At 69.7% G+C, this 14,743-nt stretch carries 13 protein-coding genes, 1 tRNA gene and 1 pseudogene; 10 read left to right on the forward strand and 5 right to left on the reverse strand.

Going from position 1 to position 14,743, the window contains the following annotated elements; all coding sequences use genetic code 11:
• Window positions 1-320 precede the first annotated feature (320 nt).
• The 3 genes from AC1DSO_RS15160 (at window position 321) to AC1DSO_RS15170 (ending at window position 4,799) form a co-directional block, all read left to right on the forward strand.
• Window positions 321-1,364, forward strand: coding sequence for a LacI family DNA-binding transcriptional regulator (locus AC1DSO_RS15160; protein ID WP_477069608.1), 1,044 nt, complete (start codon window positions 321-323; stop codon window positions 1,362-1,364).
• A gap of 61 nt (window positions 1,365-1,425) precedes the next feature.
• Complete coding sequence (locus AC1DSO_RS15165) at window positions 1,426-3,717, forward strand: beta-glucosidase (protein ID WP_477069609.1); 2,292 nt, start codon at window positions 1,426-1,428, stop codon at window positions 3,715-3,717.
• Window positions 3,718-3,875: 158 nt separating this feature from the next.
• Window positions 3,876-4,799, forward strand: coding sequence for a Gfo/Idh/MocA family protein (locus tag AC1DSO_RS15170; RefSeq protein ID WP_477069610.1), 924 nt, complete (start codon window positions 3,876-3,878; stop codon window positions 4,797-4,799).
• Window positions 4,800-4,930: 131 nt separating this feature from the next.
• Here the strand turns inward: AC1DSO_RS15170 and AC1DSO_RS15175 are convergent, their stop codons facing one another.
• Complete coding sequence (locus AC1DSO_RS15175) at window positions 4,931-6,538, reverse strand: fatty acid--CoA ligase (protein WP_477069611.1); 1,608 nt, start codon at window positions 6,536-6,538, stop codon at window positions 4,931-4,933.
• A 143-nt stretch (window positions 6,539-6,681) separates the two neighbouring features.
• On the opposite strand from AC1DSO_RS15175, the gene ybaK reads away from it, so the two are divergent.
• From ybaK to AC1DSO_RS15200, 5 genes are all read left to right on the forward strand, one after another.
• Window positions 6,682-7,158, forward strand: a complete 477-nt coding sequence (ybaK, locus tag AC1DSO_RS15180) for a Cys-tRNA(Pro) deacylase (RefSeq protein ID WP_477069612.1) — start codon at window positions 6,682-6,684, stop codon at window positions 7,156-7,158.
• Window positions 7,159-7,209: 51 nt separating this feature from the next.
• Window positions 7,210-7,286: transfer RNA gene (locus AC1DSO_RS15185), tRNA-Met, on the forward strand.
• 76 nt (window positions 7,287-7,362) lie between these two features.
• Complete coding sequence (locus tag AC1DSO_RS15190) at window positions 7,363-7,776, forward strand: GFA family protein (RefSeq protein WP_477069613.1); 414 nt, start codon at window positions 7,363-7,365, stop codon at window positions 7,774-7,776.
• Window positions 7,777-7,938: 162 nt separating this feature from the next.
• The gene (locus AC1DSO_RS15195) at window positions 7,939-8,229 is read left to right on the forward strand and encodes a hypothetical protein (protein WP_477069614.1); all 291 of its coding nucleotides are present in this window, start codon (window positions 7,939-7,941) and stop codon (window positions 8,227-8,229) included.
• 9 nt (window positions 8,230-8,238) lie between these two features.
• Window positions 8,239-8,790, forward strand: a complete 552-nt coding sequence (locus AC1DSO_RS15200) for a hypothetical protein (protein ID WP_477069615.1) — start codon at window positions 8,239-8,241, stop codon at window positions 8,788-8,790.
• Window positions 8,791-8,812: 22 nt separating this feature from the next.
• Here AC1DSO_RS15200 and AC1DSO_RS15205 read toward each other — a convergent pair whose 3' ends face one another.
• From AC1DSO_RS15205 to AC1DSO_RS15215, 3 genes are all read right to left on the reverse strand, one after another.
• Window positions 8,813-9,352: a DUF1993 domain-containing protein gene (locus AC1DSO_RS15205; RefSeq protein WP_477069616.1), complete on the reverse strand. Its 540-nt coding sequence runs from the start codon at window positions 9,350-9,352 to the stop codon at window positions 8,813-8,815.
• Between the two features lie 220 nt (window positions 9,353-9,572).
• Complete coding sequence (gene hutC / locus AC1DSO_RS15210) at window positions 9,573-10,280, reverse strand: histidine utilization repressor (protein ID WP_477069617.1); 708 nt, start codon at window positions 10,278-10,280, stop codon at window positions 9,573-9,575.
• The gene (locus AC1DSO_RS15215) at window positions 10,277-11,656 is read right to left on the reverse strand and encodes a formimidoylglutamate deiminase (RefSeq protein WP_477069618.1); all 1,380 of its coding nucleotides are present in this window, start codon (window positions 11,654-11,656) and stop codon (window positions 10,277-10,279) included. The genes hutC and AC1DSO_RS15215 overlap by 4 nt, the downstream gene beginning before the upstream one ends.
• A gap of 84 nt (window positions 11,657-11,740) precedes the next feature.
• On the opposite strand from AC1DSO_RS15215, the gene hutI reads away from it, so the two are divergent.
• Window positions 11,741-12,946 carry an imidazolonepropionase gene (hutI, locus tag AC1DSO_RS15220; RefSeq protein WP_477069619.1) on the forward strand — a complete coding sequence of 402 codons (1,206 nt, stop codon included), beginning with the start codon at window positions 11,741-11,743 and terminating at the stop codon, window positions 12,944-12,946.
• The gene (gene hutH, locus AC1DSO_RS15225) at window positions 12,931-14,469 is read left to right on the forward strand and encodes a histidine ammonia-lyase (protein WP_477069620.1); all 1,539 of its coding nucleotides are present in this window, start codon (window positions 12,931-12,933) and stop codon (window positions 14,467-14,469) included. The genes hutI and hutH overlap by 16 nt, the downstream gene beginning before the upstream one ends.
• 73 nt (window positions 14,470-14,542) lie before the next feature.
• Here the strand turns inward: hutH and AC1DSO_RS15230 are convergent.
• Window positions 14,543-14,656: pseudogene (locus tag AC1DSO_RS15230) on the reverse strand (N-formylglutamate deformylase); the annotation flags it as partial.
• Window positions 14,657-14,743: the final 87 nt, after the last annotated feature.

The raw sequence follows: 14,743 nt of genomic DNA on the forward strand, positions 1-14,743 counted from the left end.
CCCTCGCTGCAAATCCCCATTGATTTTACTAATCTTTATGGGCAACGCGCCGCGCCAGCGAGAGAATCCGAGCGACTTCGTCACGACGGCCCGTCCACGACATGGATGATCCTCGAAAACCCCCGATGACGCTACGTCAGTCAGTGAAAATGTCCTGAAAATGTCCCGTTAATCGGCCACATTTGACCCATTCTTGTCCCGACGACATGACATTCAGGACAGCATGGACTATGGCTTTGGACGTTCGCCGCCTTGCGGGCGCCGCCTTTCACTGATGGGGTGGCGCGACAAGCTTGGCGGTGGAGCGGTACGGGGACCTAATGACAACGATCACCGACGTGGCCGAACGGGCGGGCGTTTCGCCCAAGACCGTCTCCCGCGTTCTCAACGATCACGACAGCGTCAGCGCCAAGACGCGCGATCGCGTCCGCGCGGCCATGCAGGACCTCGGCTACCAGCCCAGCGCCGTGGCCCGCAGCCTGCGCTCGCAGGGCTCGGGCTCGGTCGGCGTGCTGATGGGCGACCCGTCCGGCGGCTATCACACCCGCGTCCACCACGCCCTGCTGCTGGCCTGCGTCGAGACCGGCCGACACCTGTCGGTCGATCTGTCGGAGGGTCCCGTCCCCGGTTGGCAAGACCGGGTCCGCGCCTTCGTGCGCGACGGCGGCATCCGCGAGATGATCCTGCTGCCGCCCGAGTGCGACTTCGGCCCGATGAAGGAGCTGATGCGCGAGCTGGACGTGCGCTGCGTGCTGATCGCCCCCACCACGCCGGATCCCTACTTCCCCGCCATCGGCATGGACGACCGCGCCGCCGCGCGCGAGATGGTCGAGCACCTGTTCTCGCTGGGCCACACGCGGATCGGCCATATCGCCGGCCATCCGGACCACGCGGCCAGCACCCATCGCCGCAACGGCTTCTTCGAGGCCTACGCGGCCCGGGGCCTTCCCAGGCCGGCGCCCGAGCTGGTCGTGCAGGGCGAGTTCACCTTCAAGACCGGCATCGACGCGGCCAAGGCGCTGCTGGACATCGACGAGCCGCCGACCGCGATCTTCGCCAGCAACGACGACATGGCCGCCGCCACCTGCATGGAGGTCCAGCGCCGAGGCCTGCGCATCCCCGACGACGTGTCGGTGGTCGGCTTCGACGACGCGCCGATCGCCGGCGTGATCTGGCCCGCTCTCACCACCATCCGCCAGCCGTTCGAGCAGATGGCCCTGCGCGCCATGCAGGCCTTCGCCGCGTGGAACGCCAACGAGGGCGCCGGCAAGACCAACACCCCCTTCCTCGCGCAGCACAGCCTGGTGGTGCGCGAGTCCACCGGTCCCGCGCGGAGCGGCGCGCCGCCCCGCCGAAAGACTTAAACCCTCCCCCGCCGCGGTCCGACGCCGCGCGGGGCTTCTAGAACAAGACCACGGAGGAAACATGACTTCGACGACCTGGCGGGGCCTGACGCTCGCCCTGCTGATCGGCGCCTCGGCCTCGGCCCTGACCGTCGCCCCGGCCTTGGCCCAAGCCGCCAAGAAGCCCGCCGCCCAAAAGGCGGCCCAGCCCGCCCATCCGTGGCTGAACGCCAAGCTAGACGCCGACAAGCGCGCCGACCTCGCCCTGGCGGCGATGACCAGCGACGAGAAGTTCACGATCATCTTCGGCTACTTCGGCTCGGACATGAAGCCGAAGTACACGCGCCATCCGGACTCGCTGGACGCCTCGGCCGGCTATGTCGCCGGCGTGCCGCGCCTGGGCATCCCCGGCCAGTACCAGACCGACGCCGGCGTCGGCGTCGCCACCCAGGGCAGCCACCAGGACCTGCGCGCGCGCACCGCCCTGCCCTCGGGCATCGCCACCGCCGCCACCTGGAACCCCGAGCTGGCCTTCAAGGGCGGCGCAATGATCGGCAAGGAGGCCCGCGACTCGGGCTTCAACGTCCAGCTGGCCGGCGGCATCAACCTGATGCGCGAGCCGCGCAACGGGCGGAACTTCGAATATGGCGGCGAGGACCCCTGGCTGGCCGGCGCGATGGTCGCGGCCCAGATCAAGGGCATCCAGTCCAACCACATCATCTCGACGATCAAGCACTACGCCCTGAACGGCCAGGAGACCGGCCGCTTCGTGGTCAGCTCGAACATCAGCGACGCGGCCGCCCGCACCTCGGACCTGCTGGCCTTCCAGTTCGCCATCGAGCAGTCGGACCCGCAGTCGGTGATGTGCGCCTACAACCGCGTCAACGGGACCTATGCCTGCGAGAACGACTGGCTGCTCAACACCGTCCTGAAGAAGGACTGGGGCTACAAGGGCTACGTCATGTCGGACTGGGGCGCCGACCACTCGTCCGCCAAGGCCGCCAATGCCGGCCTCGACCAGGAGTCGGCCGGGGACGCCTTCGACAAGGCGCCGTTCTTCGGCGCGCCGCTGAAGGCCGACCTCGCCTCGGGCAAGGTCAGCCAGAGCCGGATCGACGACATGGCCCGCCGCGTGCTGCGCGCCATGTTCGCCAGCGGTCTGGTCGACCATCCGCTGAAGGGCGGTCCGGACGCGTTGCCCGCCGCCGAGCTGGCCGCCCACGCCAAGGTCACCCAGGCCGACGCCGAGGAGGCCATCGTTCTGCTGAAGAACGACGGCGGCCTGCTGCCCCTGGCCAAGACCGCCAAGACCATCGCCGTGATCGGCGCCCATGCCGACGTCGGCGTGCTGTCGGGCGGCGGCTCGTCCCAGGTCTATCCTGCCGGCGGTCGCGCGGTGAAGGGCCTGCAGCCCGCCTTCTGGCCCGGCCCGGTCATCTACTATCCCTCGTCGCCGATGAAGGCGCTGGCGGCGCGCTATCCCGGCGCCAAGCTCGTCTATGACGACGGGACCGATCCGGCCCGGGCCGCCAAGCTGGCGGCGGAAAGCGACCTGGCCCTGGTCTTCGCCGACCAGTGGACCACCGAGTCGGTCGACGCCGAGAGCCTGAACCTGCCCAACAACCAGGACGCCACGATCGACGCGGTGGCCTCGGCCAACAAGAAGACCGTGGTGGTGCTGATCACCGGCGGCCCGGTGGTCATGCCGTGGGTCGACAAGGTCGGCGCCGTGGTCGAGGCCTGGTATCCGGGCACGGCCGGCGGCGAGGCCATCGCCCGCGTGCTGACCGGCGAGGTCGACGCCTCGGGCCGCCTGCCCGTCAGTTTCCCCAAGAGCGAGGCCGACCTGCCGCGCCCCAAGCTGGACGGCGATCCGAAGAAGCCGGGCGACCTGTTCGACGTGAACTACGACATCGAAGGCGCCGCGGTCGGCTACAAGTGGTACGACCTCAAGCGGATCGAGCCGCTGTTCCCGTTCGGCCACGGCCTGTCGTACAGCAAGTTCGCCTATTCGAACCTGACGGCCAGCGCCGCCGGCGACAAGGTCACGGTCAGCTTCGACGTCAAGAACGTCGGCCCCCGCGCCGGCAAGGACGTGCCGCAGGTCTATGTCGGCCCGAAAGCCGGTGGCTGGGAAGCGCCCAAGCGCCTGGCCGGCTTCAAGAAGGTTTCGCTCGCGCCCGGCGCCAGCCAGCGCGTCACCCTGACGGTCGATCCACGCCTGCTGGCTGTCTGGGACGGCAAGGCCCACGGCTGGTCGATCGCGGCCGGTCAATACGACATCGCCCTGGGATCCTCGTCTCGGGCTCTTTCCTCCACCGCCCAGGTCACCCTGGCGGCCCGGAGCCTACCGGTGTCTCCGGCAGGCAAGTAAAGGATCGGCGGAGACCCCTTTTCCGCCGCCCCTTCAGTCTCTTCCCCTTCAGGAGCGTCGCCCCAAGCGGCGCTCCTTTTTTATGGCCGTCTGCTTGCGCCCTCGCATTTATACTATAATTAGGCCGAGCCGCGCGTGACGGCGGGAGGAAGCACAGCGTGATCCGGATCGGCCTCGTCGGCGTGGGCAAGATCGCCCATGACCAGCACATCCCCGCCCTCGCCGCGGACCCGCGTTTCGCGCTGGTCGCCGCCGCCAGCCGCAGCAAGCCCGACCTCGGAGGGATCCCGGTCTTCCACGACATCGGCGAGATGCTGACGCAGGGGCCCGAACTGGACGCCGTCGCCCTCTGCACGCCGCCCCAGGCCCGTCGTGAGACGGCGCTGGCCGCCCTGCGCGCCGGCAAGCACGTGTTCCTGGAGAAGCCGCCCGGCGCCACGGTCAGCGAAGTGGCCGAGCTGGCCGCCGTGGCCCGCGACCACGGCGTCGTCCTGTTCACCAGCTGGCACTCGCGGTTCGCCGCCGGCGTGCCCCAGGCCAAGGCCTGGCTGGCGTCGCGCGCCGTCCGCAAGTTGGCGATCGAGTGGCGCGAGGACGTCCGCCGCTGGCATCCTGGCCAGACCTGGATCTGGCAGGCCGGCGGCATGGGCGTCTTCGATCCGGCCATCAACGCCCTGTCGATCCTGACCGAGATCATGCCGTCCGAGGTGTTCGTCACCGACGCGAAGTTGCAAGTGCCGGAGAACGTCCAGTCGCCGATCGCCGCCCACGTCGACATGACCACGCTGGGCGGAAGCGAGATCACCGCCGACCTCGACTTCCTGCAGACCGGCCCGCAGACCTGGGACATCACCGCCTGGACCGACGGCGGCGTGCTGAAGCTGTCGCTGGGCGGGGCGAAGCTGGAGATCGACGGGGCGGTGGTCGTGGATGGTGAGAACCGGGAATATCCGGGCCTGTATGACCGGTTCGCGACGCTGGTGGCCGAGGGCCGGTCCGAGGTCGACGTGCGGCCGCTGACCTTGGTGGCCGACGCGTTTCTAGTGGGGACGCGGGAGGTGGTCGAGGCGTTCATCGAATAGCCACTTGCCCCCTCCGGGCCTTTGGCCCTCCTCCCCCGGAGGGGGAAGAAGACCCCATACCAACCTTCCGCCCCCTGCGGGGGCGGACGACCTGCGAAGCAGGTCAGGTGGGGGCCCGCTGAGCCAGCCGCCTAGTTCACCTGCCGCTCCCGCCCCACCCAATACGGCGCCCGCAGTTCGCGGCGCAGGATCTTGCCCGAGGCGTTCCGCGGCAAGGCCGCCACGAAGTCCACGCTCTTGGGCGCCTTGAAGTGGGCGATCCGGGTCCGGGCGAAGGCGATGATGTCCTCGGCGTCGGGCTCGACGCCCGGCTTGGCCGCGACCACCGCCTTGACCGCCTCGCCCCATTTCTCGTCCGGCACGCCGATCACCGCCACCTCGGCCACGTGCGGATGGCCGTAGACGGCGCTCTCGACCTCGGCCGGATAGATGTTCTCGCCGCCGGAGATGATCATGTCCTTCACCCGGTCGTGGATGAACAGATAACCGTCCTCGTCCAGATAGCCCGCGTCGCCGGTGCGCAGCCAACCGTCGGCGTCGAGCGTCTTGCGGGTGGCCTCGTCCAGCTTCCAGTAGCCGGCCATGTTGGCCAGGGAGCGCACGGCGACCTCACCCACCGCCCCGGTCGGCAGGCTGACGCCCGCCTCGTCAATCACCTTCAGCTCGACACCCGGCATCGGCAGGCCCGCCGACCGCATCCGCGCGTTGCCGGCCGGGTCGTGGTCCTCGGGCGGCAGATAGACCACCGTGCCGGTCGTCTCGGTCATGCCGTACTGCTGGACGAAGCCGCAGCCGAACACCTCCATGCACTCGCGCAGCAGGTCCAGCGGGATGGGTGCGGCGCCATAGAGGATGTGGCTCATCCGCGAATAGTCGACCTGGCGGGCCCGGGGCTGGCGCACCACGATCTGCAAGGCGGCCGGGACCATGAACATCTTCGAGACGTGGTCCTTCTCGATGAAGTCCAGCACCTTGGTCGGGTCGAACTCGCGGGCCACCACGCCCTTGGCCCCGTTGAACAGGCCGACGAGACCCCAGCCGGTGCCGCCGATGTGGGCAACGGGCATGGCCACCAGGCTGACATCCTCCGGCCCCCACTGGTTCCAGGCCAGCGGCGAGCGGGCGGCCTCGCGGCGCATGGCCAGCAGGTTGTCATGGGTCAGCATCGCGCCCTTCGGCCGGCCCGTGGTGCCCGAGGTGTAGAGCTGGATGGCGATGTCGGAGGTCTCGATCGGCTTGTGCGGGTCGGCGTCGCTGCGCGCGTCCCGCCAGGCCTCGAAGGTCGGATGCTCGCCGGCTCCGCTGGCCTCCCCTTGGGCAACCTCCATGGCGATGACCACCGGCCGATGGGTCAGCTCGGCCGCCACCTCGCCGACCTGCCCGATCAGTTCGGGACCGACGAACACCAGCTTGGCCTCGCTGTCGGCGATGATGTAGGCGATCTCCGCCGGGGCCAGGCGCCAGCCGATCGGCGTGGTCACCACCCCGGCCTTGGCGGCCCCGATCAGCAGTTCGAAATAGTGGTCGCTGTTCTTGCCGACATAGGCGACGCGGTCGCCGGTCCCCAGCCCCGCCGCGATCAGAGCGTTGGCCACCTGGCTGGTGTGCCGGTCGAAGGCGGCGAAGGTCGTTTCGCGTCCCTCGAAGCTGAGGGCCACCGCCTCGGGTCGGACCTCGGCGTGATAGCGGGCGACGTCGCCCAGGGTGGGCATGCGCTCGAAGGCGATCGCGTCGGACATCAGGCCTGCTCCCTCGGGTTCCGGCGTTCTTGTCTCTGCGCCGGGTCAAACAGATGTTGGGACAGGCTCACCCGCACGGCAAGCGCGACGTGCAGGCTTGGCGCCGGATGACAGCCGTCGCGCGGTTGAGGTATCACGCGGCCATGTCCAAGAGCACTCCCGCCACGATCGCGCTGGCCAAGGCCGGCGTCGCGTTCGACCTGCACACTTACGACTACGACCCGGGGTCCGAGCGCGTGGGCCTGCAGGCGGCCGAGGCCCTGGGCGAGGACCCGCGCCGGGTGCTCAAGACCCTGGTGGTGATGCTGGACGGCAAGCCCGCCTGCGCCATCCTGCCCTCGGACAAGGAGGTCAGCATGAAGAAGCTGGCCGCCGCCCTGAAAGGCAAGTCCGCCGCCATGGCCCCCGTCCCCGACGCCGAGCGCATCACCGGCTACAAGGTCGGCGGCGTCAGCCCGTTCGGCCAGAAGAAGCGGCTGCCGACGGTGCTGGAAGCAGCCGCCCTGGCCGAGCCCTACGTCTTCATCAACGGCGGTCAACGCGGCCTGCAGGTGAAGCTGGCGCCGGCGGACGCGGTCAAGGCTTTGGGAGCGGTGACGGCGGCGATCGTGGCGGACTAGGGTGCTTGAAACCCCCCGCGGTTCTCGCCTATAAGCCGCGCCTCCTGGTCCGGCTGGGTAGCTCAGATGGTTAGAGCGGTGGATTCATAACCCACAGGTCGGCGGTTCGATCCCGCCCCCAGCCACCATGCGGAACCCAAACTTTGGGGTTATGCAACGCGGCCATCTTGCCGTTTTGGCGAACCCAGCCCTACGCTCTTCGCCATGACCGAGATCACCTTCAAGGGCGGATGCCTGTGCGGCGCTTTGCGCTGGGAGGCCGACCGCGCGCCCGACTATATGGGCGTCTGCTGCTGCCGCGACTGCCGTCGGGCCTCGGGCTCGGGCTTCATTCCGTTCATGGGCTTTCCGGCCGAAGCGCTGACCATCACCGGCCCAGCGCGCCAGTATCGCAGCCAGGCCTTTCGCGGCGGCGAGGCGACCCGCAACTCATGCCCGACCTGCGGCGGCCTGGTCTTCGGCGGCGAGCACGGCCTGCATGACTCGCACACGATCTACGCCGGCTCGCTGGACGACCCCAGCCTGTTCAAGCCGGTCATGCTGCTCTTCAACCGCGACCGCCCGGACTGGGTCGTCCTCCCCGAGGGCGTGACGACGTTCGAGACGATGCCGGACTAGTCGGCGATCAGCCTGCCTTCCAGGACCCGATTCCGCCCTCTCGAGACGGCGCACGCGGCTGCGTGGAAAATACAGCCAGCGCTTGCAAATTGCTCCAGATGCACTTATTAGGACTCCCATCGCAATATTCTCTTAAAAATTGTATTTTCAAGGGAGGTCTTCATGTCCGCTTGCGCCCAGCTCAACTACAACAACGTCACGCCCGCGGTATGGTCGTGCGTCAGCCAACTGGCCATCAGCAACGGCGGCCCTAACCCGTTCCCCAACAGCGGGTCGTTCACCAAGAGCGGCTTCACGTTCGCCTGGAACTACAATCCCAGCACCCAACTGGCCTCCGTGCAGTGCACCGACAGCCCCTGGATCGTGCCCTGCTCGGCCATCAACAACGCTCTGCAGTCCAATATCGACGGCTGCTACCAGTCCACCGGCGCCGTCCACCAGGCCTTCACCTAAGGGGAGCGCGTGCTCCTTCCGCCGGAGCGCCTCGACGATCGGGAGGACGCCCTCGCGGCCTTCTCCCGGTTGCTGGCCCAGGCGCTGGATCTCGACGAGCCGATCCCCCAGGCCGTGGCTCTGCGCGCGGCCGTTGACCCGCTGTTCCTGCGCGACCTGATCGAGGAGCGCCCCGCCGCCCTGGCCGACTCCGCCGTCGCCGCCGGCGCGGTGGCGGCGAGCTTGCCCAAATGGGCGCCCGCGCCGACGTCGGCGCTGCTGGGCGCGGCCGCCAAGGCCCTGGGACGATGGGCGCTGATCGGCTTTCGGCCGGTCCCCGAGGACCAGGTCCGCCGGCGCAAAGCCGCCTGCCTGGCCTGCCCGGAGCTCCGCCCGCCGGGCCAGCATATCGTCCACAGGCTCCTCGGCGCCGGGGAGAGCCAGGTCTGCGGCCTTTGCGCCTGCGCGATCGACAAGAAGGCGACGCTGCCCACCGAGACCTGCCCTGCACCTTCAGGCGTGCCCGGCGTCAATCGTTGGGGCGAACCGCGTGATCCCACCGCGCCGTGGGCGGGGCGCTAAGGCCTCCAGCCGCCCAGGCCAATCACCCGCCCGGGAACGTCCCCGGCCGGATATAGGCGAACATGTGGCTGACCCAGTCAGGCTTGCCCAGGGCCACGCCCTTGTGGCGCAAGATCGCGTAGGCGGCCATCAGGTGGAAATAGACCTGAGGCAGCGCCCAGTCGCGGACGAACTGTTCGCCGGTCATGTCGAAGACGATGCCGTTGGGCAGCTTCAGCTCGATCGTCTTTTCGGCGACGCCGTCGAACACCGACGCAGGCGTCGCCTGGATCCGCTGGGCGGCGTCGGTCAGCTGGGCTCGCAGGCCGTCGAAGTCGGTCGCGTCCTCGGCCGGGGCGAACGAGTCGGCGCCGGTCAGGTGGCGCAGCAGATCGCTGGCCTGGGTGCAGACGAGCCGCACCTGGGTCGACAGCGGGAACATGTCCGGCGCCAGCCGCGCGCCCAGCAGATCTTCGGTCGACAGGCCGGTTTCGCCAGCGAAGGCCTCGGCCTTTGTCAGCTGGTTGCCGAGGCCCTTGAGCATCTGGACATAGGTGGGGACGGCAAGCGCGTGCAGGTCCATGGGTGTTCTCCGGTTGGTGAGGAGGTAAGCCAAGCAAGCAGCCACACGCCACCCACAAACCAAACTCAATACCCGTCATCCCGCGCTTTATGCGCGGGACCCATGGTTCAGCTTTCACGTGAGAGCTTCGTCCCGCTCCGCAATTGCGGCGGATGGATGGGTCCCGCGCATAAAGCGCGGGATGACGGGAAGGGTGATGACGGGAAGGGTATGGAAAGTTTCAGGCGCCAGGCCCGAACCGCGCCACCAGGTCGTAGGCCTCGCCGGGGAACACCTGGCGCACGCGGGTGACGTGCTGGCCTTCGCGCCAGGTGCGGCGATCGACGACCAGGCAGGCCGCGCCCTCGTCCAGAGCCAGCAGGCGAGCGGCCTCGGCGTCGGCGTTGATCGCGCCGATGCGGCTCTCGGCCTCGGTCCAGGCGACGTGCTCCAGCAGCCAGGCCCCGGGCGGGACAGCGGCGAAGTCGGCGGCTTCCATCTCGGGGGCGGCCTTCAGGGACACCAGGCGGCGCTCCAGGGCGAAGGGCCGGCCACCGGCGTCATGGACGCCGTCCAGCTCCAGCAGCTTGCCGCCGGCCGCCAGTTCGATCTCTTCGGGGCTGTCGCGATCGGCGGCCCGCACTCGCCGTGACAGCAGGCGGAAGGCGTAGGCCTCGCCGCGCGCGACGATCTCGGACTGGATGTCGGGGATGTTCAACACCGGCGCGTGGACCTTGGGCCGGGCCACGAACGAGCCGGCGCGTTTGCGGCGCACGATCAGCCCGGCCTCGACCAAGGCGGCCATGGCCTTGCTGACCGTCATGCGGGCGCAGCCGTACTGGGCCATCAGCTCGGTCTCGAACGGCACGCGGTGGCCCGGCTGCCATTCGCCGGAGCGGATGCGGGCCTCGATGTCGGCGCGGATGCGCTGGTGCAGCGGTCCGGTCACGCCAGCAGGGCCTTGAGGACGGCGTTGTAGCGCGCGACGATCGCCTCGCGGCCATGGTGGCGACCGCCGGACACCAGTTGGCGGCCGTGACGCCAGACGGTGTCGATCCCGCCGCCAGCGAAGACCAGGCTGTCGATCAGCGCATCGCCCGAGCGGCCGATCAAGTTCGGATGCGCGCTATCCAAGGTGACGAAGTCCGCCGCCACGCCGCGCCGCAGGCCGCCCCGGCCTACGCCCAGCGCCTGGGCCCCGCCCATGGTCGCCGCGCGCCACAGGTCGCCGCCGGTCGAACGGCGCGGGCCGCCCGCCAACACGTTGCGGGCCCGGCGGGTCAGGCGCTGGGCGTATTCCATCGTCCGCAACTCCTCGGCGGCGCTGATCAGGACGTTGGAGTCGGTGCCGATTCCAAAAGCTCCGCCAGCGGCCAGGTAGTCGGGGGTCGGGAAGATCCCGTCGCCCAGATTGGCCTCGGTCACCGGGCAGAGGCCGGCCGTCGCGCCGCTCTTGGCCAAGCGCTCGGTCTCGGTGGCGTTGATGTGGGTGGCGTGGATCAGGCACCACTGCTTGTCGACCTCGGCATGGTTCATCAGCCAGCGGACGGGACGCTGACCGGTGGCGGCCAGGCAGTCGTCGACCTCCTTGGTCTGCTCGGCCACGTGCATGTGGATCGGCCCGCCGGCGGCCAGCGGCAGGATCGCGTCCAGCTCCTCGGCGGTCACAGCGCGCAGGCTGTGGGGGGCGATTCCGACGACCGCCTCAGGCAGCGCCGCGACGATGCCCCGGCAGGCCTCGACCAGCCGCGCGAAGGCGTCGACGCCGTGGATGAAGCGCTTCTGGCCATCGGTGGGCGGCAGGCCGCCGAAGTTCGCGTGCGCGTAGAACACCGGCAGCAGGGTCAGGCCGATGCCGGTCTCCTCGGCCGCCGCCGCGATCCGCGCCGCCATCTCGGCCGGATTGTCGTAGAACCCGCCGTCGGCCGCATGGTGCAGGTAGTGGAACTCGCCCACCCGCGTGAAGCCGCCCTCCAGCATCTCGATCTGGCCCATGGCGGCGATGGCCTGGACCATGTCGGGGTCCAGCCGCTCGAGGAAGCGGTACATGACCTCGCGCCAGGTCCAGAAGTTGTCGCCGGTTTCGCCGCGCGTCTCGGCCAGGCCGGCCATGGCGCGCTGGAAGGCGTGGCTGTGGACGTTGCCCAGACCCGGCAAGGCGGGGCCGAGACGGACGGCGTCGCCGGCCGACGTGTCGGTGTCGATCCGGGCGATGCGGCCGTCGGTGATCGTGAACCTCACGCCGCGCGCCCAGCCGTCGGCCAGCATCGCGCTCTCGCACCAGACCACCGTCGAGCCTTCGGCCGGATTCTGCGTGTCGGTCACTGGACAAGCCTCATCGTTCGCAAATATGTCTATACATATTGAAACGGGCCGCAAGGGTCGGCCCACGTGTCGGGAGGCAGGCTCATGCGCTGTGATCGGGTGTGGATCAACGCCCGTCTCGCCACGCTCGCCCTCGACCGCGCGGGGCTGGGCGTCGTCGAGGACGGCGTCGTCGCCAGCCTGGACGGCCGCATCGCCTATGCCGGTCCCGCCGCCGAGGCGCCGGCCTTCGAAGCCGCCGAGACCATCGACCTCGAAGGCCGCTGGATCACGCCCGGCCTGATCGACCCGCACACCCACCTGGTCTTCGCCGGCGACCGCGCCCATGAGTTCGAGCTGCGGCTGGCGGGGGCGTCCTACGAGGAGATCGCCCGGGCCGGCGGTGGCATCGTCTCGACCATGCGCGCCACCCGCGCCGCGTCGGAGGAGGAGCTGGTCGCCGCCGCCCTGCCCCGCCTCGACGCCCTGATCGCCGAGGGCGTCACCACGGTCGAGATCAAGTCCGGCTACGGCCTGTCGCTGGACGACGAGACCAAGAGCCTGCGCGCCGCCCGGACGCTGGGCGAAATCCGCCGCGTCGGGATCAGCGCCACCTTCCTCGGGGCCCACGCCCTGCCGCCCGAATATCGCGACGACCCGGATGGCTATGTCGACCTGGTCTGCGAGAAGATGATCCCCGCCATCGCCGCGCGAGGCCTAGCCGACGCGGTCGACGGCTTCTGCGAGGGCATCGGCTTCTCGCCCGCCCAGATCCGCCGTGTGTTCGAGACCGCCCGCGACCACGGCCTGCCGGTCAAGCTGCACGCCGAGCAGCTGTCGAACCTCTCCGGCGCGGCTTTGGCGGTCGAGTTCGACGCCCTGTCGGCCGACCATCTCGAGCATCTCGACGCGGCCGGAGTCGCCGCCATGGCCGCCTCGCGCACGGTCGCGACCCTGCTGCCGGGCGCCTTCTACTTCACCCGCGAGACCCAGGTCCCGCCGATCGCGGCGCTGCGAGAAGCCAGCGTGCCGATGGCCCTGGCCACCGACTGCAACCCCGGCACCTCGCCACTGACCTCGCCGCTGCTGGTCATGAACATGGCCGCCACCCTGTTCCGGATGACCGTCGAGGAATGCCTGGCCGGCGTCACCCGCGAGGCCGCGCGGGCGCTCGACCTGCTGAACGACCGCGGGACGCTGGAGGCCGGCAAGGCCTGCGATCTCGCCATCTGGGACATCGAGCGTCCCGCCGAACTTGTCTATCGCATGGGCTTCAATCCGCTCCATGCGCGTGTGTGGAGAGGCCAGTGACCGAGCTTGTTCTGAACCCGGGCGCGGTCCCGCTGGCTGAGTGGAAGGCGATCTATCGCGGCGCGACGGCGCGGCTCGCCGAGACCGCCTGGCCGGTAATCGCCGAAAGCGCGAAGGCCGTCGAGCGCATCCTGGCAAACGATGCGCCGGTCTATGGCGTCAACACCGGCTTCGGGAAACTGGCCAGCGTCCGCATTGGCGACGCCGACCTGGAGACCCTGCAGCGCAACATCGTCCTGTCGCACGCGGCCGGCGTCGGCGAGCCTTCGCCCGTGCCGGTCATCCGCCTGATGCTGGCCCTGAAGCTGGCTAGCCTGGCTCAAGGCGCGTCGGGCGTGCGGGTCGAGACGGTGCGCCTGCTGGAGGCCATGCTGGTCCAGGGCCTGACGCCGGTCGTCCCGTGCCAGGGCTCGGTCGGCGCCTCCGGGGACCTGGCGCCGCTGGCTCACATGGCCGCGACCATGATCGGGGTCGGCGAGATCTTCGTCGGCGACCAGCGTCTGCCGGCGACTGAGGCCCTGAAGCAGGCGGGTCTCTCGCCCCTGACCTTGGGCCCGAAGGAAGGCTTGGCCCTGCTGAACGGCACCCAGTTCTCGACCGCCAACGCCCTGGCCGGCCTGTTCGAGGCCGAGCTGCTGTTTCAGTCGGCCCTGGTCACCGGCGCCCTGTCGACGGAAGCCGCCAAGGGCTCGGACACGCCGTTCGACCCACGCATCCACGCCCTGCGCCGCCACGCCGGCCAGATCGAGACCGCCGCCGCCCTGCGCGACCTGATGGCGGCCTCGGAGATCCGCGCCTCGCACCTGAAGGAGGACGAGCGGGTCCAGGACCCCTACTGCCTGCGCTGCCAGCCGCAGGTGATGGGCGCGGCGCTGGACGTGCTGCGCCAAGCGGCGACCACGCTGGGGACCGAGGCCAACGGCGTCTCGGACAATCCGCTGATCTTTCCTGAGACCGACGAGGCGCTGTCCGGCGGCAACTTCCACGCCGAACCGGTGGCCTTCGCCGCCGACATGATCGCTCTCGCCGTCTGCGAGATCGGCTCGATCGCCGAGCGCCGCATCGCCATGCTGGTCGACCCGGTGCTGTCCGGCCTGCCCGCCTTCCTGACGCCGAGGCCGGGGCTGAATTCCGGCTTCATGATCCCCCAGGTCACCGCCGCCGCCCTGGTCTCGGAGAACAAGCAGAAGGCCTATCCGGCCAGCGTCGACTCGATCCCGACCTCGGCCAACCAGGAGGACCACGTCTCGATGGCCGCCCACGGCGCCCGGCGGCTGATGGGCATGGTCGAGAGCGCCACGGCGGTGGTGGGCATCGAGCTGCTGGCGGCGGCGCAAGGGTGTGATTTCCACGCTCCGCTGCGGTCGAGCGCGGTGCTGGAGGCCGTGCGGAAGTTGACGCGGAGCAAGGTGCCGCACCTGACGGACGATCGGCACTTCCATCCGGACCTGGAGGCGGCCAGCGCTCTGGTGCGGAGCGGCGCGGTGATCGCGGCGGCGGGTGAACTGCCGGGGGTGGCGTGATGGCCCTTTTTCCCCCGACCTCCCCGGCGAAGGCGTACAGCCGGTCGACCCACCAGTCGGCGTCCTTGCGGGCGAGCCAGCGGGAGGTGAGGCGAGGTTCGAGGTCGGCGGGGATGTTCGTGCCGGTGTGGGGGAGGGAGATGATCAGTGGGGCGGCGCCGGGCGTGACTTGGAGCCAGTCGTTCATGCTCCAAGCTCCCTAAATCCCGACCTCCCCGGCGAAGGCCGGGGCCCAGATTCAGCCTGAGCGGTTTGAGTGTTCGCGCCCACGGCC

The organism is Caulobacter sp. P4_E5 (genome assembly GCF_056401555.1).